The organism is Bordetella genomosp. 10, assembly GCF_002261225.1.
Classification (GTDB): domain Bacteria; phylum Pseudomonadota; class Gammaproteobacteria; order Burkholderiales; family Burkholderiaceae_B; genus Bordetella_C.
This window is the reverse complement of sequence record NZ_NEVM01000002.1, coordinates 898,032-916,794: the sequence shown is the minus strand read 5'-3', so window position 1 is coordinate 916,794 and position 18,763 is coordinate 898,032. Positions and strand designations below refer to the sequence as shown.

The 18,763-nt window shown below is 68.6% G+C and carries 17 protein-coding genes; 5 read left to right on the top strand and 12 right to left on the bottom strand.

All coding sequences use genetic code 11. From position 1 onward, the window contains the following. Positions 1 to 279 precede the first annotated feature (279 nt). From CAL29_RS13445 to CAL29_RS13425, 5 genes are all read right to left on the bottom strand, one after another. Positions 280 to 2,040 carry an ABC transporter ATP-binding protein/permease gene (locus CAL29_RS13445; protein ID WP_094853497.1) on the bottom strand — a complete coding sequence of 587 codons (1,761 nt, stop codon included), beginning with the start codon at positions 2,038 to 2,040 and terminating at the stop codon, positions 280 to 282. 54 nt (positions 2,041 to 2,094) lie between these two features. Beyond that, positions 2,095 to 2,868 carry a phytanoyl-CoA dioxygenase family protein gene (locus CAL29_RS13440; protein ID WP_094853496.1) on the bottom strand — a complete coding sequence of 258 codons (774 nt, stop codon included), beginning with the start codon at positions 2,866 to 2,868 and terminating at the stop codon, positions 2,095 to 2,097. Positions 2,869 to 2,956: 88 nt separating this feature from the next. Further along, positions 2,957 to 3,487, bottom strand: coding sequence for a chromate transporter (locus CAL29_RS13435; protein WP_094854076.1), 531 nt, complete (start codon positions 3,485 to 3,487; stop codon positions 2,957 to 2,959). Between the two features lie 5 nt (positions 3,488 to 3,492). Then, on the bottom strand, positions 3,493 to 4,062 hold the full coding sequence (locus CAL29_RS13430) for a chromate transporter (protein WP_094853495.1): 570 nt from the start codon (positions 4,060 to 4,062) through the stop codon (positions 3,493 to 3,495). Positions 4,063 to 4,299: 237 nt separating this feature from the next. Then, positions 4,300 to 5,295, bottom strand: a complete 996-nt coding sequence (locus CAL29_RS13425) for a Bug family tripartite tricarboxylate transporter substrate binding protein (RefSeq protein ID WP_094853494.1) — start codon at positions 5,293 to 5,295, stop codon at positions 4,300 to 4,302. Positions 5,296 to 5,554: 259 nt separating this feature from the next. On the opposite strand from CAL29_RS13425, the gene CAL29_RS13420 reads away from it, so the two are divergent. Then, complete coding sequence (locus CAL29_RS13420; RefSeq protein ID WP_094853493.1) at positions 5,555 to 6,463, top strand: LysR substrate-binding domain-containing protein; 909 nt, start codon at positions 5,555 to 5,557, stop codon at positions 6,461 to 6,463. 17 nt (positions 6,464 to 6,480) lie between these two features. On the opposite strand, the gene CAL29_RS13415 is transcribed toward CAL29_RS13420, so the two are convergent. Continuing rightward, positions 6,481 to 6,885 (bottom strand): transcriptional repressor, encoded by a 405-nt coding sequence (locus CAL29_RS13415; protein WP_094853492.1) that lies wholly within the window; start codon positions 6,883 to 6,885, stop codon positions 6,481 to 6,483. A 212-nt stretch (positions 6,886 to 7,097) separates the two neighbouring features. On the opposite strand from CAL29_RS13415, the gene CAL29_RS13410 reads away from it, so the two are divergent. Further along, the gene (locus CAL29_RS13410; RefSeq protein WP_094853491.1) at positions 7,098 to 8,201 is read left to right on the top strand and encodes an AI-2E family transporter; all 1,104 of its coding nucleotides are present in this window, start codon (positions 7,098 to 7,100) and stop codon (positions 8,199 to 8,201) included. Positions 8,202 to 8,244: 43 nt separating this feature from the next. Here the strand turns inward: CAL29_RS13410 and CAL29_RS13405 are convergent, their stop codons facing one another. Next, positions 8,245 to 9,081 (bottom strand): MetQ/NlpA family ABC transporter substrate-binding protein, encoded by an 837-nt coding sequence (locus CAL29_RS13405; RefSeq protein WP_094853490.1) that lies wholly within the window; start codon positions 9,079 to 9,081, stop codon positions 8,245 to 8,247. Then, complete coding sequence (locus CAL29_RS13400; protein ID WP_094853489.1) at positions 9,078 to 9,752, bottom strand: carbonic anhydrase; 675 nt, start codon at positions 9,750 to 9,752, stop codon at positions 9,078 to 9,080. Before CAL29_RS13400 ends, CAL29_RS13405 begins: the two co-directional genes overlap by 4 nt. Before the next feature lie 219 nt (positions 9,753 to 9,971). Here CAL29_RS13400 and alkB point away from each other — a divergent pair, with 219 nt between their 5' ends. Then, complete coding sequence (alkB, locus tag CAL29_RS13395; RefSeq protein ID WP_094853488.1) at positions 9,972 to 10,652, top strand: DNA oxidative demethylase AlkB; 681 nt, start codon at positions 9,972 to 9,974, stop codon at positions 10,650 to 10,652. Between the two features lie 17 nt (positions 10,653 to 10,669). Here the strand turns inward: alkB and xerD are convergent, their stop codons facing one another. Next, entirely contained in the window at positions 10,670 to 11,629 is a 960-nt protein-coding gene (gene xerD / locus CAL29_RS13390) for a site-specific tyrosine recombinase XerD (protein ID WP_094853487.1), read from the bottom strand. Then, positions 11,629 to 12,600 (bottom strand): VTT domain-containing protein, encoded by a 972-nt coding sequence (locus CAL29_RS13385; protein ID WP_094854075.1) that lies wholly within the window; start codon positions 12,598 to 12,600, stop codon positions 11,629 to 11,631. Before CAL29_RS13385 ends, xerD begins: the two co-directional genes overlap by 1 nt. Positions 12,601 to 12,776: 176 nt before the next feature. On the opposite strand from CAL29_RS13385, the gene CAL29_RS13380 reads away from it, so the two are divergent. Further along, entirely contained in the window at positions 12,777 to 13,931 is a 1,155-nt protein-coding gene (locus CAL29_RS13380) for a metallophosphoesterase (RefSeq protein ID WP_094853486.1), read from the top strand. Positions 13,932 to 13,943: 12 nt separating this feature from the next. On the opposite strand, the gene CAL29_RS13375 is transcribed toward CAL29_RS13380, so the two are convergent. Both CAL29_RS13375 and CAL29_RS13370 read right to left on the bottom strand, forming a co-directional pair. After that, positions 13,944 to 15,263 carry an ABC transporter ATP-binding protein gene (locus CAL29_RS13375; protein WP_094853485.1) on the bottom strand — a complete coding sequence of 440 codons (1,320 nt, stop codon included), beginning with the start codon at positions 15,261 to 15,263 and terminating at the stop codon, positions 13,944 to 13,946. Between the two features lie 122 nt (positions 15,264 to 15,385). Beyond that, positions 15,386 to 17,116, bottom strand: coding sequence for an ABC transporter permease (locus CAL29_RS13370; protein ID WP_094853484.1), 1,731 nt, complete (start codon positions 17,114 to 17,116; stop codon positions 15,386 to 15,388). A 369-nt stretch (positions 17,117 to 17,485) separates the two neighbouring features. Between CAL29_RS13370 and CAL29_RS13365 the strand changes: the two genes are divergently transcribed. After that, entirely contained in the window at positions 17,486 to 18,736 is a 1,251-nt protein-coding gene (locus CAL29_RS13365) for an MFS transporter (protein ID WP_094853483.1), read from the top strand. The last annotated feature ends 27 nt before the right edge of the window (positions 18,737 to 18,763 follow it).

The window sequence follows — 18,763 nt, the reverse complement described above, 5'->3', positions numbered from 1 at the left end:
AAGCAGGCGAAGAGGCAAATACGCAGGCAAACACCCAGGCGGACAAGGACGAGAATGAGCGGCAACCGCTTCCGCTTGGGGCCTGGCAGGTTCATGGGCATGGGCGTTGGTGACGCGGCAATCGAGTTTAGCAACCGTTGCCGCGCTGCCCCGGGATTCTTCTTTTGCCTGACGTCATGCTTGTTTTGGATAACGTAGCTAAGTAGCGGCAGCCCCCGCCGCCGTTCCTTGCCCGCCCCACGCGCGGCCCCGCCTACCCGCCGCCCTTTGCCGTTCCTTTCACGCCACGGCGTGCGCCATTCCCGCCGGATCGCCCACGCCGGCCCGCGGCCCCACGCGCAGTTCATGCGTATGGAAGCGCGCCAGCGCATCGCGATGCGCCACGCTGACGATGGCGGTCTCCGGCAGTTGCCGCACCAGCGCCTGGTACAGCTCGCTTTCCATATCGCCGTCGAGCGAGGACGTCGCCTCGTCCAGGAACAGGTACGCCGGCTTGAGCAGCAAGGCGCGCGCGAACGACAGGCGCTGCTTCTCGCCGGGCGACAGGCGCTGGCTCCAGGCATCGCGGGCGTGCAGCAGCTCCACGTAGTCCTCCAGCCGGCAGTCGCGCAAGACGCGCGCGCACTCGGCGTCGTCGTGGTCCTGGGCGTGGTCGGGATAGCACAGCGCATCCTTGAACTCGCCGTCCGGCACATAGCTGACCTGCGGCAGGAACAGCGCCAGCCGCGACTGCCCCGCCCCGCCGCGCCCGGGCATGGTGACCTCGCCGTCGGCATAGGGCCACAGCCCCGCCAGCGTCCGCAGCAGCGTGCTCTTGCCGCTGCCGGACGGCCCGCGCACCAGCCAGCGCTCTCCCGATTGGATGGCGAAGTCCCCCGGCACGGCGAGCGGGCGGCCGTCGGGCCGGTTGACCCGCAGGCCGGACGCGCGCACCTCGGCGCCGGCGGCAAGCCGCAGCCCGCTGGCTTCCGGCTCGTCCAGACGCCAACTGAATTCGCGCAGACGGTTCACCGTGGCGCGCCAGTCGGCCAGCGTCGAATAACTGTTGATGAACCACGAACAGGCGTTGCTGACCTGGCCGAAGGCGTCGTTCAGCCGCATGAGCACCCCGATGGTGAAGGCGCCGGCGAAATAGCGCGGCGCGGCCGCCATCATGGGGAAGATCAGCGCCGCCTGGCCGTAGATGGAGCTGGCCAGCATCAGGCGCTTGGTGTAGCGCATGACTTCGCGCCAGTTGGCGCGGATGGCGCCGAAGGCCACGCGCGCGCGGGCGCCTTCGATGGCGCCGCCTTCGTAGAAGGCGATCTGCTCCGCGTTCTGGCGCAGCCGCACCAGCAGCACGCGAAAATCCGCCTCCACGCGCTGCTGCCTGTAGTTGACGCCGACCAGTCCGCCGCTGACCTTCTGGATGATCCACGAGCCGGCGACGGCATACAGGATGGCCACCCAGACCATGTAGCCGGGAATGCCCACGCCATGGCCGAACAAGGTGAAGCTGAGGGTTCCGGACAGGATCCAGAGGATGGTGACGAAGGAAAAGAAGGTGACCACCGTGGACAGCAGGTCCAGCGACAGGGCCAGCGTGTTGGAGGCGAGGCTGCGCAGGTCCTCGGCGATACGCTGGTCGGGGTTGTCGAAGGTATGGTCGCGTTCCAGGCGATAGTAGGTGTCGCCGCGCAGCCAGCGCGCCAGGTAGACGTCCGTCAGCCATTGCCGCCAGCGGAACTCCAGCCCCTGCCGCACGTAGATCTGCGCCGTGGACATGAAAATGAACAGGAACGCCAGCACGGTGAACACCAGCAGCAGGTGCTTGAAGGCGGGGAAATTGTGCTTCTCGATGGCGTCGTAGAAGCTGGCGAACCACGTATTGATGCGGACGTTGACGTACACGATGCCGAGGTTCAGCAGCACCACCAGCAAAAGCATGCCGCGCGCGCGGTGGCGCTCCTCGGAAAACCAGTACGGTTTGATCAAGGCCCACGCGCCGGGCCGCGCCGGGCCCGCGTCGCCGCCCCTTGCCTGAATGGAGGCTGAATTCATCGTGTCATCCCGAAATCTTGTCAGCGGGTATGACCGCAAGGCGCGGCTTAGGTTTCACGATTGTTTGACAGCAAGCGGCACTTCCGGCTTGCCGGCCGAACGCGTGCCGGGGCGCGGCCGCGTGCCGGCGCCGTGATAGGTATGCACCACCGACAGCTTCACCTCGTCGCTCTGGTTGCGCCCGGCGGCGTGCAGCGTGCGGCAGTGGAAGAACAACACGTCGCCCGGCTCCAGCTCGGGCGACACGGCCTGGGCGATCAAGGCCTGGTTTTCCGGCAGGTCCTCGCGCAGGAACTGCACCGCGTCGAAGCGCTCCGGCGCCAGGTCCATGGCATGGGAACCGGGCACCAGCCACAGCGCGCCGTTATGGCTGGTCTCGCGGCCCAGCGCCAGCCAGGTGGACACCAGGTCCTCCTTGTCGAAGGACCAATAGCGGATGTCGCGATGCCAACCCGTGAGGCTGCCGTAGCGCGGATGCTTGGTCATGACGCAGTTGTGATGCGCGCGCGACAGGACGACGGGCTCGCCGAAATAGGCCTGCAACGACGCCGCGATCGCCGGGTCGGCGGCCCATGCCGCATAGGCGGGGTCGCGCGCATAGGCATCCAGCAGGCGCCGCACCGTGCCGCCGCCCTCGGCGTTGCGCGAAGACGGCGCGCCCGGATACCGCAGGTCGGCCTCGTATTCGAGCGGCGCCCGTGCCTGCGCCAGTTGCGTCTCGGACAATCGGCGCAAGGCCGCGCGGCGTTCGGGGGAAAGGAACTGCTTGGCGATGACGAAACCCTGCTGGCGCAGGGTTTCGATCTGGGAGGCATTCAGCGGCGACATGGATACTGCCTGGCGGGGGATAAAAAGCGGCTTGGTTATTTTACGTTCGCTTTACGTCCCGCGACGCGTCGCCGTCACGCAAAATCAATCAGAACAGCCCGCCGAAGACCAGGCCGGCCACCGCGCCGCCCAGCAGCAGCCACAGCGGATGCAGCTTCGTGCGCCATCCCAGCAGCGTGGACGCCGCCGCGATGACCAGCAGCAGGACGTTGCTTACCGAGGCCATGGTGATCAACACGCCGCTGGCCGCCACCAGCCCCACCGTCATGGGGAAAATGCCCTGCTGCGCCACGATGCGCCAGGGCCGGTCCTTGAACTTGTCCCACAGCCGCAAGACCAGGATGGTCACCAGCGCCGGCGGCACGAACTTGGCGATGCTGGAGACGAGCATGCCGGCCCAGCCCGCGACGTGCCAGCCCACCAGCGGCACGATCATCAGGTTGGGGCCCGGCGCCGCCTGCGCCAGCGCGAACAGCGAGGTGAAGGTCTCCGCCGTCATCCAGTGATGCACGTCCACCACCTGGCGCTGCATTTCCGGCAGGATGGTCATGCCGCCGCCGAAGGAAATCAGCGCCAACTGGGTGAACAGCGTGAAGAGATCCAGCAGGGTCTGCGCCACCGAGCTCATTTGCGCAGCCTCCAGGTGCCGAAGATGCTCAGCGGCGTGAGCACCAGCATGGTCGGCACCAGCGGCAGGCGCAGCACGGCGATGGCGATGAAACAGGCCACCACGATCACCGCGCCCCAGGCGTTCTTGAGGATGGGCTTGCCGATCTTCAAGGCCATCGACAGCACCAGTCCCGCGGCGGCGGCGGCCAGGCCGGCGAACAGGTGGCGCACGTGCGGATCGTGCTGATAGTGGGCATAGACCACGCCCAGCGCCAGCACGACGATGGTCGGCACCAGCACGAAGCCCGTCAACGCGAGCACCGCGCCGATCACGCCGCGAAAGCGCATGCCCAGCGCCACCGCCAGGTTCATGATGTTGCCGCCGGGCAGGAACTGGCACAGGCCCAGCATGGTCGTGAATTCCTCGCTCGACAGCCATCGGTGCTTCTCCACCACCATGCGCCTGACCAGGGGCAGCGCGCCGCCGAAGGCGGTCATGCCGAGGACGAAGAACCCCCAGAACAACTGGTTCAACGTGGGGGGCGGCGCCAGTTCGGCATCCGGGATATGGGCTGCGGTACTCATGCCGGCGGCTTCCTTGCTCGGTCGGAGAAGAGAAATAGGTCTTATGTATTATATAAGACCCCCGACTCGCTTTCGACGTCCGCGCCGGAAAATCGATGCTGCGACGCACCCGGCAGCGGCAACCAGGCCACACTCGCATCGACCACGCCGGCTTAAAAACACGGGGCGGCCGAAGCCGCCCCGCCACACCGATGACGACCGCCGGGGCGGTCGCGCATCATTCGAATCGATCCCGCGTCAGTCCGCCTGGATGTGCGCCGCCTTGATGACTTGCGACCACTTGGCGGTTTCCGTCTCCACGAACTTGCCGAAGTCGGCGGCCGTGCCCGGCGTGGCCGAGGCGCCCAGTTCGGCCAGGCGGCTCTTCACGGTGGCATCGGCCAGCGCCTGGTTCAAGGCCGTATTGAGCTTTTCGACCACCGGCGCCGGCGTGCCCTTGGGCACGTTCAGGCCCCACCACACGGTGGCTTCGGCGTTCTCCAGGCCCAGCGACTTGACGGTGGGAACGTCGGGCAGCAGCGACGCCGGCTTGTCGTCCATCACGGCCAGCGCGCGCATCTTGCCCGACTTGATATGGGCGATGACTTCCAGCGGGTTGATCGCCATGAACGAGATGCGGCCGCCCAGCAGATCGGTGATGGCCGGCGCCCCGCCCTTGTAGGGCACGTGCAGCGCGTTGAACTGGCCGGCCGCCTTCAGCAGTTCGCTGGCCAGGTGGCCGGAGCTGCCGTTGCCGGCCGTGCCGAAGGTCAGCTTGGTCGGATTGGCCTTGGCGTAGTCGATCATTTCCTTCAAGGTCTTGAACGGCGAGTCCGCGGCGACCACCACCACCAGGGGGGCGTAGCCGATGGCGCCGACCGGCGCCAGGTCCTTGGACGGATCGAAAGGCAGCTTGGCGAACAGCGAGGCATTGCTGGCCAGCGACGGCGACGAGGTCAACACCGTGTAGCCGTCGGCCGGCGCGCGCGCCACCAGGTCCATGCCGATATTCGTCGCGCCGCCGGGGCGGTTGTCGACCACGATGCTCTGCTTGAGCGTCTCGCCCATCTTCTGCGTGACCAGGCGGGTGACGATGTCGACCGCGCCGCCGGGCGCATAGGGCACCACGACACGGATCGGCTTGGAAGGATAGGCGTCCTCGGCATGGCCCAGGGCGGGCGCGCCGGCGGCGACCAGGGCGGTGGCCAGGCCGAGGCCGCGAAGGATTCGTGCGAGCGCGTGGCTGCGTAGCATGCTTTCGTCTCCGTAAGTCAGGGTTTTTTTGCCGCCGGGCCGCCAAGGGAAGCCCACCCCGTACCCGCTTCGCGGGCCCCCTCGAGGGGGCGGCGTTGGCGGACCGGCAAAGCCGGTTCCGCTACGCCCTGGATGGGTACCGAGGCTTGCGCCCGGCCTTTTTCGTCGGGCTTGATAGTGCCCCCCACTGACTGATATCGTCCAATACTTTTTCCAGCGCCGATTAATAGGCTTTCCAGATAACTCGGGATATATACCCATGGATTTTCGCCAGTTGCGCTATTTCGTCGCCGTCGCGGAAGAGCTGAGTTTCAGCGCCGCCGCCCGCCGCCTGCACATCAGCCAGCCGCCGCTCAGCATGCAGGTCAAGGCACTGGAAGATGAATTAGGGACGGAGCTTCTGGCCCGCAACAAGCGCAACGTCGCGCTGACCGAGGCCGGCCGCCTGTTCCTGGAGCAGGCCCGCCGCGCGCTCCAGCACCTGGAACGCGCCGGCGACGTCGTGCGCCAGGCGATACGCGGCGAGGCGGGCGAGATCCGCATCGCCTTCACCGCCTCGGTGCCCATGTTCGAGGCGTTTCCGCGCATGGTGCAGGACTTCCGCGGCCGCCATCCCGCCGCCCGCGCCGACCTCATCCACATGTCCACCGGCCAGCAATTGCAGGCGCTGGCGGAAAAGAGCATCGACGTGGGCTTCCTGCGCCCGTCCATCCTGTTCTGCCCGCCGCCCGGGATCCGCGTGCTGCGGCTGTGGCGGGACCGTCTCGTGGCGGTGCTGCCCGCCCGCCATCGCCTGGCCGGGGAAGATACGCCCTTGCCGCTGGCCGCGCTGTCGGAGGAGACCTTCATCCTGTTTCCGCGCGGCCTGGGCTGCGGCCTGTTCGAACACGTCACGGTCCTGGCCAGCCGCGCGGGATTCGCGCCCCACGTCGGCCAGGATGCGCGCGAAGGCGCCACCATCATCGGCCTGGTGGCGGCCGGGATGGGCGTCTCCGTCCTGCCCGAAACCTACGCCAAGACAGGAATTCCCGGCGTGGTCTACCGGCGCCTGGAAACGGACGACGCCGCCAGCGAAATCCTGCTGGCGCACCGGGCCGACGACGCGTCGCCACTGCTGGCGCGCTTTTTCGCCATGGCCGCGGAGGGCGGGCAGGCGGCCGCGGCCTGAACGCCCCGCCCCGCGCCCTACTTCGGCGCGCCGAAGAGCGTGATCGTGTGGTCCGTCAGCGTATAGCCCATTTCGTCGGCGATCTTCTGCAACCGCTTCTCGATCTGCGGGTCGTAGAATTCCCGGACCTCGCCCGTCGTGGTGCTGACGAGGTGGCCGTGATGGCGTTCGCCGTCGTTCAGTTCGTAGACGGCCTTGTTGCCGCCCAACTGGCTGCGTTGCAGCAGGCCGGCGTGCTCGAACTGCGTGAGCACCCGATACACTGTCGCCAGGCCCATTTCCACGCCATCGTTGATCAGCAGCCGGTACACGTCCTCGGCGCTGAGGTGACGCTGTTCGCTGTTACGGAACAGGTCGAGGATTTTCATGCGGGGGAAAGTGACCTTCAGGCCAATTCCCTTCAGCTCCACCGCGTCGCTCATTTGTATCTCCGCGTAATCGGTCCTGGCATCGGTCGGCACGGCGACCACCCGCCAGTATCCATCGAAGGCGGCCGGCGCGCCAGTCCGCCGCGAACGATATCCGCCCGCCGGGCAGACGGCAAGTCCCCATTTAATGGCATGATGTGCCCCATGGCCGCCCGCCCCGCCCCCGCGCCCGCGCGCATGCGACGGGCCACCTTCCCGGGAACCCCATGAATTCGACCACCCTGCATTACCGTACCTTCCTCGCCCTGCTGATCGCCGTATCCATCGCCTTCGGCTGGATCATGTGGCCCTACTACGGCGCGATCTTCTGGGGCACCATCCTCGCCATCATTTTCGCGCCGCTCCAGCGGCGGCTGGTGGCCGCGCTGGGCAAGCGGCGCAATCTCGCCGCGCTCATCACCCTGCTGCTGTGTATCGTGCTGGCCATCCTGCCCGTGGTGGTCATCACGGGCTCGCTGGTGCAGGAAGGCACGATGCTGTACCAGCAGGTCAAATCCGGCGACCTGAACTTCGGCGCCTATTTCGAACGCGCCGTGGCCGCCCTGCCGCCCTCCGTGCATAGCCTGCTGGACCGCTACGACCTTGCCGACATACGCAGCCTGCAGCAAAAGCTCAGCGCCGGCGCGGTGCAGGCCAGCCAGTTCCTGGCGACCAAGGCGTTCAGCATCGGCCAGGATACGTTCCAGTTCGTGATCAGCTTCGGCATCATGCTCTACCTGCTGTTTTTCCTGCTGCGCGACGGCAGTTCGATGGCGCGCCGGGTCACGCAGGCCATCCCGATGAGCGAAGCCTACAAGCAGCACCTGGCGCGCAAGTTCACCACGGTGATCCGCGCGACCGTCAAGGGCAATATCGCCGTGGCGGCGACCCAGGGGCTGCTGGGCGGCCTGGCGTTCTGGGTGCTGGGCATCCAGGGCGCCTTGCTGTGGGGCGTGCTGATGGGTTTCCTGTCCCTGCTGCCGGCCGTGGGCGCGGCGCTGATCTGGGTGCCGGTGGCGGCCTATTTCCTGCTGACCGGCGCGATCTGGCAAGGCGTAGGGTTGACCGCCTTCTGCGTGCTGGTCATCGGCATGGTGGACAACATCCTGCGGCCCATCCTGGTGGGCAAGGACACCAAGCTGCCCGACTGGCTGGTCCTGATTTCCACCCTGGGCGGCATGGCGCTGTTCGGCCTGAACGGCTTCGTCATCGGGCCGCTGGTGGCGGCGCTGTTCACCGCCGTGTGGGACCTGTTCGCCTCCGACGGCCAATCGCTGCCCTCGGGCGAAGTGCTGGACGCCGGCAACCTGCCGCCGCCCGAAGACGAGTAGGCAGGACGGGCGCGCGCCGCGCGCGCCCTACCCGGCTACCTGCCTACGCCGACTCCCAGGGAAATTCGATCAGGTCGCCGTACAGGCGGCGCAGCGTCGCCTTGACCTCGGGCGACTGCTGGTAGATGGCGATGAACTTCAGCAGGCGCGCATCCTCGGCCCGTTCGGGCAGCGTCACCCAGCGGATGGCGTAGCGGCGCACGTTGGCGGGGTCGCCGTTGTCGAAGGCCAGGCCGTCCTTTTCATCCAGGCCGCCATGCCGGGCGAAGGTCGTGTAGGTGACGGAGGCGGTGACGTCGTCGAAGGTGCGCGCGGCCTGCGCGCCCTCGATGGAGACGAACTTCAGCTTGCGCGGATTGTCCGTCACGTCCAGCAGCGTGGCTTTCTCCTCGACGCCCGCCCGCAGCCGGATCAGGCCCATGGACTGCAACAGCAACAACGCGCGGCCCGTGTTCACCGGATCGGCCGGGATGCCGATGGAGGCGCCGTGCGGCATGGCGTCGCCGCGCTTGAGCTTGCGGGAAAACAGGCCCATGGTGGTGGAGTAGCCGTAGGCGATGGGCGCCAGGTTCTGGCCGCGGCTCTTGTTGAACAGGTCGAGGAAAGGCGCGTGCTGGAAGTAATTCACGTCCAGCGAGCCTTCGGCGACGCCCAGGTTGGGCATCACCCAGTCGGCCAGTTCGACCAGCCTGGCCTGCACCCCCTGCGCGCGGGCCTGGTCGATGGCGATTTCGGTGGCCTCGTTGGCGATGCTGGGGATCACGCCGATGCGCAGCGGCGCATTCTGCGCCCGCGCCGGCCGCATGGCCGGCAGGGGCAGCGCGGCGGCCGCGCCCAGGGCGGCCAGCACGCTGCGGCGGATGCGCCCATGCCGCGTCATGCGGCCTCGCCGTCCTGCGGCACGGGGGCCTCGCCGCAGGGATGGAATTCTCCGCTTTCCGGGTCGCGCACGAACAGCAGGCCGGTGGCGACGCCGAAATAGGCGCCGTGCAGCTCCAGCTCGCCGCGTTGCACGCGCTGGCGGATATAGGGGAAGGTCATCAGGTTCTGCAGGCTGTGTTCGACCACTGCCAGTTCCAGCAGGCGCAGGTCGCCGGCGCGGTCCTTGCCCGAGAATTTCAACTGGTTGGCGGTGCCGCTGATCTGCGACATCCACTTGCCGATGAAGTCGCCCTTGGCCAGCGGCTCGGCATCGTCGTAATAGGAACGGATGCCGCCACAGGACGCATGGCCCATCACCACGATGTGCTTGACGTTCAAGCCGTTGACGGCGAATTCGATGGCCGAGCTGGTGCCGTGGTAGTGCGAATCGGGCTGGTAGGGCGGCACCAGGTTGGCGACGTTGCGCAGCACGAACATCTCGCCGGGACCGGCATCGAAGATCAACTCGGGCGCCACGCGCGAATCGCAGCAGCCGATCACCATGATTTCCGGGTTCTGGCCTTTTTCGGCCAACTGGCGGAAGCGGGTGCGTTCGGCCGGGAAACGGCCGCTGAGAAAGGCCTGGTAGCCCGAGAAAAGACGGTCGGGAAAGGAGGAAGTTTTGCTCATGGCGACAACCTATTGAAGCGGAACCGGAGGTACCGGATAAAGCGCATTTTACCGGGCTGTCCGTCAACCGGCCGCAAAAGCCGGAGCGGCAAGCAGGGTTGTCCGCCTTAAAATCGGTCCATGCCTGCCCTTCGCCCCTCCCGCCCCTGCTCTGCCGGCCAGGACGCGGCCCCGTCCGCGGGCCGCGCGCCGGCGGACGGCCGCGCGCGGGACCCGTCCATGCCCGAGGCGGCCGGCGCCGGCCATCTCTCCGGCCACCTTTTCGGCGATCCGGAAGCGGAAGCGCCGTGGGATGAAGCCATCGCGCCCGGCGCCGTGCTGCTGCGCCGCCACGCCTGCGCCCGCGCCGAGGCCCTGCTGGCGGCCGCGCGCGAGGTGGTCGCCGCCGCGCCGATGCGCCATCTGGTCACGCCCGGCGGCCAGACCATGTCGGTGGCCATGACCAATTGCGGCGAATGGGGCTGGGTGTCGGACCGGCGCGGCTATCGCTACGACCCCGTCGATCCCGCCAGCGGCCGGCCCTGGCCGCCCATGCCCGCCGTTTTCCTGGAGGTGGCGCGCGAGGCCGCCGCCCGCGCCGGCTATCCGGACTTCGCGCCGCAGGCCTGCCTGATGAACTTGTACCGTCCCGGCGCCCGGCTGACCCTGCACCAGGACCGCGACGAGCTGGATCTCGCGGCGCCCATCGTCTCGGTATCGCTGGGGCTGCCGGCGATTTTCCTGTTCGGCGGCCTGCTGCGCAGCGAGCGTCCGCGCCGCTATCCCTTGCAACACGGCGACGTCGCCGTCTGGGGCGGGCCGTCGCGGCTGGCCTTCCACGGCGTCGCGCCGCTGGCCGAGGGGCATCATCCCGCCACCGGCGCGGTGAGATTGAACCTGACTTTTCGCAAGACGCGCTGAAAGGCGGCCGCGCCGCCTCAACCGCGCGGATGGTGCTGCGCGTGCAGGACCTTCAGGCGCTCCCGCGCCACGTGCGTATAGATCTGCGTGGTCGAGATATCCGCGTGGCCCAGCAGCAGTTGCACCACCCGCAGGTCGGCCCCGTGGTTCACCAAATGCGTGGCGAAGGCATGGCGCAGCACGTGCGGGGAGATGGGTGCGTGGATGCCCGCCTCCTTCGCATAGCGGCCGATGATCAGCCAGAAATTCTGGCGATGCATGCCCTCGCCGCGCACCGTCAGGAACAGCGCATCCGACGGCCGTCCCTTGGCCAGCAGCGGCCGCGCCTCGCGCGCATAGCGGTCGACCCAGTGCGCGGCCTCGGCGCCCAGCGGCACCAGGCGGTCCTTGCCGCCCTTGCCGCCCACCACGCGCACCACGCCCTCGTTCAGGTTGACGTCCAGCAATGACAGGCCGATCAGCTCGGAGACCCGCAAGCCGGTGGCGTACAAGGTCTCCAGCATGGCCTTGTCGCGCAGGCCCAGCTCCGTCAAGGGTTGCGGCGCGGCCAGCAGCGCCTCGACCTGGGCTTCGCTCAGCGTCTTGGGGCTGCGCATGGGCTGCTTGGCCGACCGCACCGCCAGGCAGGGATCCTCGGCGACCAGGCGCTCCCGCATGGCCCATTGGAAATAGCGCCGCAAGGCGGCCAGGCGCCGGTTGGCGGTGGTCGGGCGGGTATCGCGGTGCACGGCGGCGAACCAGGACTCGATGTCGCCGGCCCGCGCCTGCGTCAGGCCGCGGCCGGCGTGGCCGCGCAGCCAGACGTCGAAGCTGGCCAGGTCGTTGCGGTAGGCGTTCAGGGTGTTGCGCGCCAGGCCGTCCTCCAGCCAGAGCGCGTCGAGGAAATCCGCGATGCCGGGATCGACGTCGGTGCGGCTCTGGATGGAGGGGGTCTGCGCCGCGCCGTCCGGCGCGGCCTGGGCCGGGGTATCCGCCATCACGCCGCCGGCGCCGCGCTGACGCCGGCGTCGCTGTCGTTGGCGGCCTCCTGGCGCCGGCTGCGTTCCAGCCAGGCGTTGTAGCCGCCAGCCAGCGCCCAGGCATTGCGGTAGCCGGCCTTCTTCAGCCTGGCGGCCAGGTAGGCCGCGGAGATTTCGTCCGGGCAGGCGCAATACACGACGATGCGCGCATCCAGCGGCCACGCCGGCGGCCGGGTGGCGATGGGATCGCGCGGATCGAACATGATCGCGCCCGGCAAGGGATTCTCGCCGCTGCCCCGCACGTCCAGCAGCACGACCTCGCAGCCTTCCTCCCTGGCCGCCTGCCAGGCGTCCAGCTCGTCCAGCGTCACGCGCGGCACGTGGCTCAGGCGGGCTATCGTGAACCGGCGGCGGAACAGGCGGTAGGCCAGGTACAGGGCCAACGCCGCGCCCAGCGCGCCCAGGCCGTAGGCGCCATAGCGGCCCAGCGTGTCCAGCACCTGTCCCAGCATGTCGTTGAACGCCGCGCCGACGATCATGGCCGAGCCGGCCCACAGCAGCGTGCCCGCCGCGTCGAAGGCCAGGAAACGGCGCATCGGCAGGCGGGTCAGGCCGGACATCACCGTCGACAAGGCGCTGGCGCCCGGCAGGAACTTGGCCACGAGCAGGATGGCGGGACCGGTGCGCAGGTACAGCGACTGCGTCTGGCGGATGCAGGAATCGCGCGACAGGGAGACGCGGCAGACCGTGGCCAGCAGGCCGGCGCCGTAGCGCTTGCCGCCGTGATACCACGCGGTGTCGGCGATCAGCCCGCCGGCCGCCGCGGCCAGCAGCACCGCCTGCCACGCCAGGTCGCCATGCATCACCATGGCGCCGGCGACGACCAGGATGGGATAGGCCGGCAGCGGCAGCCCCGCCTGCTCCAGCAGGACATTGGCGAAAACCAGCAGCGGGCCGTAGTCATGCAACAGGGTCTGGATATCTTTCACGGCAATCCCGATATTCTTCAATGCCCGCGGCCGGCCCGGGTCTGTCGACGCCGGCGCCGGCCGCGCATGGCGGCGCGCGCGGGCGCGCGCCAGGGCACGCCGCCACCATACCGCATAATTGGGGGCGCGCCGGCGGATTTTCAACCGGCAACCATTCGATTCGAGCAGGGAACGCCATGCGTCGCTATCTCTTCCTCATCCGCATCATCTGCGTCGGCATCCTGGCCCATGCCTATGTCGGCGCCCGCCTGATTCCCGATGCCCCGGTCAGCCCCGCCGCGCGCTGGGGCGCCGTCATCTTCCTGTTGCTGTCCTGCCTGGTGATCCCGGCCGGCTTCCTCAGCCGCCGCCTGCCGCGCTGGTTTTCGGAGGTCTTCGGCTGGATAGGCCTGCTGCTGATGGGGTATTTCTCCTCGCTGTTCGTCCTGACCCTGTTGCGCGATCTGTTCCTGCTGTCGATATGGGTCGCCGGCGCGGTGAGCGGCCGCGCCCTGCCCGGCGCCGGCACTCTGGCCGATACCGCCATCGCCGTGCCCCTGCTGGCCCTGGGAAGCAGCCTGGTCGGCCTGTACAACGCCCGCCGGCGCGCGCCGGTCCGCCCGGTGGACGTGCCGATTCCCGGGCTGCCGCCCGCCCTGCAGGGCTTCACCATCGCCCAGATCACCGACGTGCACGTGGGCCCGACCATCAAGCGGCGCTACGTGGACGCCATCGTCGACGCCGTCAATGCCTTGCAGGCCGACCTCATCGCCGTCACCGGCGACGTGGTGGACGGCAGCGTGGCGCGCCTGTCGGCGCACACCCGGCCCCTGGCCCGGCTGCAGGCGCGCCACGGCGCCTACCTGGTAACCGGCAATCACGAGTACTACTCCGGCGTCGATGCCTGGGTGGCCGAATTCGAACGCCTGGGCCTGAACGTGCTGCTGAACCGCCACGTGGTCATCGAGCACGAGGGCGCGCGGCTGGTCGTGGCCGGCGTGACCGACTACGGCGCCGGCGCCTACGATCCGTCCCAGCAAAGCGACCCGGAAAAGGCCTTGGCCGGCGCGCCGGCGGACGCCAACGTGCGCATCCTGCTGGCGCACCAGCCGCGCACGGCCTTCGCCGCCGAGCCGGCGGGCTATACGCTGCAGTTGTCCGGCCATACCCATGGCGGGCAGTTCCTGCCCTGGAATTTCTTCGTGCGCCTGCAGCAGCCCTTCACGGCCGGCCTGCGGCGCCTGGGGCGGCTATGGGTCTACACCAGCCGCGGCACCGGCTACTGGGGCCCGCCCAAGCGCGTCGGCGCGCCCTCGGAGATCACGCGCATCCGGCTGGTGGCGGCGCGCTGACGCCCGCGGGCGTCAGTCCGCCTCACCGCCCGGCGTGGTCGGCAGGTGCAGGCGGCCGGTATGGTAGTCGTAGCCGTAGACCTCGCCGTAGCGGCCCCATTCCACCGCCACCTTGAGCACGCGCTCGGCCTCGTCGGGCTTGAGGAATTCCTCCAGCATCTCCAGGAACTGCCTCTCCGGCAATTCGCCCGTGGCCTCCTGCTCCAGCGAATGGCGGATGTTGGCCGCCAGCGGGATGTGCGCCACCAACTGGCGCCCGAACAGCGCCTGCCGTTCCTGCTGGTCGGCGGCGGCGTAGCGGCGGCCGGCGGCCGTCAGCGTGATGTCGCCATGCTCGACCAGCGCCAGGCCCAGCAGGCCCAGGGCTTCGTAGGCGGGGAAGAGTTCCTCGTCCGGCAGGCCGGCCTCCTCGGCCAGGCGCGGCAGGTCGGCGCGGCCGTTGAGCGGCGGCTCGGCCAGCAGCTCCAGCACTTCCTCCATGCGGCCGACGTTGGCGTCGGGCAGGCGGTAGCCGTGGTGCACTTCCTGCGCCGGCGCGCCGGCCGCGGTCGCCGGCGCGGGACGCGCCGTCATCAGGCCGTAGACCTGGTCGACCAGCGCGCGCACCTCGGCCGACTCGGCGTTGCGCGGGCGCGGCAGGTGCACGCGGATCTCGTCGCGCACGCGGCCCGGGTCGCTGGCGAATATCAGGATGCGGTCGGCCATCATCACCGCTTCCTCGATGTTGTGCGACACCACCAGGATGCCGCGCGTGCTGATGCGTCGCTCGTCCCACAGCTCCAGCATGTCGTCGCGCAGCGTCTCGCCGGTCAGCACGTCCAGCGCTGAAAAGGCCTCGTCCATCAGCAGCACGTCGGGGTCGGTCGCCAGGGCGCGCGCGATGCCCACGCGCTGGCGCATGCCGCCCGACAGTTCGCGCGGCAAGGCGCCGCCGAAGCCGGCCAGCCCGATCAGTTCCAGCGCCGCCTCGGCGCGCTGCTCGCGCTCGGCCAGCGGCACGCCCTGCGCCTCCAGGCCCAGGGCCACGTTCTGCCGCACGGTCAGCCAGGGAAACAGCGCGAAGGACTGGAACACCATGGCCACGCCCGAGGCCGGTCCGTACAGGGGCTGGCCCCGGTACTTGACCTGGCCCTGGTCGGCGGGAATCAAGCCCGCCATGATGCGCAGCAGCGTCGACTTGCCCGAACCGGACTTGCCCAGCAAGGCCACGATCTCGCCGTCGCGCAACTGGAAATCCACGCCCTCCAGCACCGAGCGGTTGGTGCCGTCCGCCGTCTGGAACATCTTGCTGACCCCGCTCAGGTCCAGCAGGAAACTGGCTTTGCCGTTCATCGCCCTACTCCCTTGCCGGCGGCCCGCATGGCCGCCCCGCCTTTATCCAAGCCGCCGCCCCTTGCCGGGGCGGCGCATCCGCCGCGCCAGCGCGCGGCGACCTCATATATGTCCCGCCGCGCCTACCGGCTCCACTTCTCGGCCTGCAAATACAGGCGCCGCCAGAAGTACCGGTTCAGTCCCATCACGAAGATGCACATCACGCCGATGCCGAGCGCGATGCGCGGGAAATCGCCTTTTTCGGTCATCTCGGCGATATAGCCGCCCAGGCCGGTCGCCGTCAGCGTGGTCTTGCCCCAGGTCACGACCTCGGACACGATGCTGGCGTTCCAGGAGCCGCCGCTGGCCGTGATGGCGCCGGTGACGAAGCTGGGGAACACGGCGGGCAGGTAGAAGCGCTTCCACTTCAGCCAGCCCTTCAGGCCCAGGTTGTCGGCGGCATAGCGCAATTCGCTGGGAATGGTGCTGGCGCCGGCCACCACGTTGAAGAGGATGTACCACTGCGTGCCGAAAATCATCAAGGGGCTGAGCCAGACTTCCGGGTTCAGGTCGAAGGCGACGATGGCCACCACCGCCAGCGGGAACAGCAGGTTGGACGGGAACGCCGCCAGCAACTGGGCCAGCGCCTGGATGCGCTGCGACAGGCGCGGGCGCAGGCCGATCATGATGCCCAGCGGCACCCAGATCAGCGACGCCAGCAAGATCAGCACCATCACCCGCACCAGCGTGATGCCGCCCAGGCCCAGCACGCGCAGGGCTTCGGACCAGCCCACTTCGGCGTGCACGAAGACGGCCAGGCGCCAGACGGCGAGCAGGGCCAGCGCCGTGAGCAGCGCGTCGACCATGCGCTCGCGCAGCGGGTTGACGGCGCGGACGCGGGCGCGCACCGAGGTGCCGTCATAGCCGCGGCGGAACCAGCCCAGGGCGCGTTCGCCGCGCTGCGCCAGGCCCAGCGACAGGGCGCGGGTCAGCCGGCCGCGGCGCAGCAGGTCCAGCACCCAGGATTGCTGGGCGGTGTTGCCCTGCGTGTCCTCGAAGCGGAACTTGTCGGCCCAGGCCAGCAGCGGGCGGAAGAACAACTGGTCGTACAGCAGGATGCCCACCGCCATGGCGATGATGGCGTAGAAAATGGCGTGCAGGTCCTGCTGGTCGATGGCCGCCGCGATATAGGAACCGATGCCGGGCAGCTTGATGTCCTGGTTGGACACGGTGATGGCCTCGGAGGCCACCACGAAGAACCAGCCGCCCGACATCGACAGCATCATGTTCCACAGCAGCGCGGGCGTGGCGTACGGCAGCTCCAGGCGCCAGAAACGCTGCCAGCCGCTCAGACGGAAGACGCGCGCGGCCTCGTTCAGTTCCGAGGGCACGGTGCGGATGGACTGGTACAGGCTCAGCGCCATGTTCCACGCCTGGGAAGTGAAGATGGCGAAGATGGCCGCGCATTCCACGCCCAGCAGGCGGCCCGGGAACAGCGCGATGAAGCCGGTCACCGTGATCGACAGGAAGCCCAGGATGGGGATGGACTGCAGGATGTCCACCATCGGCACCAGGATCTTCTCCGCGGTGCGCGATTTCGACGCCACGGCCGCGAAGACGAAGCTGAACGCCAGCGACACGGCCAGCGCGATGAACATGCGCAGCGTGGTCCGCAGCAGGTAATAAGGCAGGTAGGCGGGATCCAGCGAAATCGGCAGTTGCTGGCCGACGGAGTATGGCGTGGCCATCTCCTTGGCGCCGAAGGCGAGGATCACCAGGAAACCCAGGACGAGCGGCAACAAAAGCCAGTCCCAACGATTGGGACGGGTGCCGGGCAGGCGCTCCAGGCGCCGGATGTCGAAGAAAGGATGCATGCCGGGCTCCGGCGCGAGGCTGCTTAAACAAATACCCGACCTGCGCCGGATCCGTTCCGCCCGGGTTGGACGCCGCATGCGCAGCCACGTGCACATTGCACGCGCATGTCCGCGTAAACCCCTAGGGCGTGCGCAAATTAGCATGGTGGCGCTGTCATAGTCCATTCAAAAATCTGCCTTGCCGCTGCCGTTGCGGCTAATGCGCCACGCCGCCGTGCCGGCGAGCGGCGGCGCATGAAAAACGGCTGAATTTCCGCTTGAAAAACGCCTGAATGGACCCTGGAGGAAAGATGCTTATGCGGGGGCTGCCGGACGTTTTGGTATACGATCCCAGCCTTCACATTTTTACGCATCGTTCACGCCCCCCAGATGGCCAGTACGCCAGAAACCGACAACGCTGACGCTCCATTGGTCACGCGGCCCGCCTTCGCGCATTTCCTTCTTTCCCGCTTCGGCGCCTCGCTCGCCTACCAGATGGTCTCGGTCGCCGTCGGCTGGCAGATCTACGCCCTCACCGGCAGCGCCATGGACCTGGGCCTGATCGGGCTGGCGCAGTTCCTGCCCATGCTGCTGCTGACCCTGGTGGTGGGGCACGTGGCCGACCGCTACGACCGGCGCAAGATCCTGGCGGTCTGCCTGACGGTCGAGGCCCTGTCCGCGTCCGTGCTGTCGGCCGTGTCGCTCGCCGGCGAGGCCAACCACTACGTGGTCTACGCCTGCATCATCGTCATGAGCGCGTCGCGCGCCTTCGAATCCCCCACCATGCCCACGCTGATCCCGGCCGTGGTGCCGCGGGTGCTGATTCCGCGCGCGACCGCCATGTCGGCCTCGTCCAACCAGATCGCCCAGATCGCCGGGCCGGCGCTGGGCGGCGTGGGCTATGCGCTGGGCGCGGGCTGGGTCTACGCCCTGACCGCCGCCTGCTATTTCGTCGCCCTGCTTTCCATGCTCACGCTGAAGACCGAGGGCCTGCCGTCGCGCAAGGAGCCCACCACCTGGCGCACGCTGTTCGCGGGCTTTACCTTCATCGCCAGCCGCCGCATCCTGCTGGGCACGCTGACGCTGGACCTGTTCGCCGTGCTGCTGGGCGGCGCCACGGCCCTGCTGCCCATCTTCGCCAAGGACATCCTGCACGCCGGCCCCTGGGCGCTGGGCATGCTGCGCGCGGCGCCGGCCGTCGGCGCGGTCAGCATGGCGCTGGTGCTGGGGCGCAAGAACCTGACGGGCAATATCGGCATGACGCTGTTCGGCGCGCTGTTCGCCTTCGGCATCGCCACCATGGTGTTCGGCATCTCGACCTCGATACCGGTCTCCATCGTCGCCCTGATGGTGCTGGGCGCGGCCGACTCCATCAGCGTGGTGGTCCGGTCGTCCCTGGTCCAGTTGAACACGCCCAACGAAATGCTGGGACGGGTCAGCGCCATCAACATGCTGTTCATCGGGACGTCCAACCAGATGGGCGAATTCCGCGCCGGCATCATGGCCTCCCTGACCGGCGCCGTCCCCGCCGTCGTCCTGGGCGGCGTCGGCACCATCGCCGTCGCCGCGATATGGATGTGGCGCTACCCGGAATTGCGGCGGCTGCGATCGCTGCACAACGTCACGCCCGAAACGGGCTGAGGCGCGTGAGCGGGCGGCGCGGGACAC

What these genes read in the sequence shown, in the direction of transcription:
- CAL29_RS13445 (WP_094853497.1), bottom strand. Translation starts at nt 2,040, where the DNA reads ATGAATTCAGCCTCCATTCAGGCAAGGGGCGGCGACGCGGGCCCGGCG.
- CAL29_RS13440 (WP_094853496.1), bottom strand. Translation starts at nt 2,868, where the DNA reads ATGTCGCCGCTGAATGCCTCCCAGATCGAAACCCTGCGCCAGCAGGGT.
- CAL29_RS13430 (WP_094853495.1), bottom strand. Translation starts at nt 4,062, where the DNA reads ATGAGTACCGCAGCCCATATCCCGGATGCCGAACTGGCGCCGCCCCCC.
- CAL29_RS13425 (WP_094853494.1), bottom strand. Translation starts at nt 5,295, where the DNA reads ATGCTACGCAGCCACGCGCTCGCACGAATCCTTCGCGGCCTCGGCCTG.
- CAL29_RS13420 (WP_094853493.1), top strand. Translation starts at nt 5,555, where the DNA reads ATGGATTTTCGCCAGTTGCGCTATTTCGTCGCCGTCGCGGAAGAGCTG.
- CAL29_RS13415 (WP_094853492.1), bottom strand. Translation starts at nt 6,885, where the DNA reads ATGAGCGACGCGGTGGAGCTGAAGGGAATTGGCCTGAAGGTCACTTTC.
- CAL29_RS13410 (WP_094853491.1), top strand. Translation starts at nt 7,098, where the DNA reads ATGAATTCGACCACCCTGCATTACCGTACCTTCCTCGCCCTGCTGATC.
- CAL29_RS13405 (WP_094853490.1), bottom strand. Translation starts at nt 9,081, where the DNA reads ATGACGCGGCATGGGCGCATCCGCCGCAGCGTGCTGGCCGCCCTGGGC.
- CAL29_RS13400 (WP_094853489.1), bottom strand. Translation starts at nt 9,752, where the DNA reads ATGAGCAAAACTTCCTCCTTTCCCGACCGTCTTTTCTCGGGCTACCAG.
- alkB (WP_094853488.1), top strand. Translation starts at nt 9,972, where the DNA reads ATGCCCGAGGCGGCCGGCGCCGGCCATCTCTCCGGCCACCTTTTCGGC.
- xerD (WP_094853487.1), bottom strand. Translation starts at nt 11,629, where the DNA reads ATGGCGGATACCCCGGCCCAGGCCGCGCCGGACGGCGCGGCGCAGACC.
- CAL29_RS13380 (WP_094853486.1), top strand. Translation starts at nt 12,777, where the DNA reads ATGCGTCGCTATCTCTTCCTCATCCGCATCATCTGCGTCGGCATCCTG.
- CAL29_RS13375 (WP_094853485.1), bottom strand. Translation starts at nt 15,263, where the DNA reads ATGAACGGCAAAGCCAGTTTCCTGCTGGACCTGAGCGGGGTCAGCAAG.
- CAL29_RS13370 (WP_094853484.1), bottom strand. Translation starts at nt 17,116, where the DNA reads ATGCATCCTTTCTTCGACATCCGGCGCCTGGAGCGCCTGCCCGGCACC.
- CAL29_RS13365 (WP_094853483.1), top strand. Translation starts at nt 17,486, where the DNA reads ATGGCCAGTACGCCAGAAACCGACAACGCTGACGCTCCATTGGTCACG.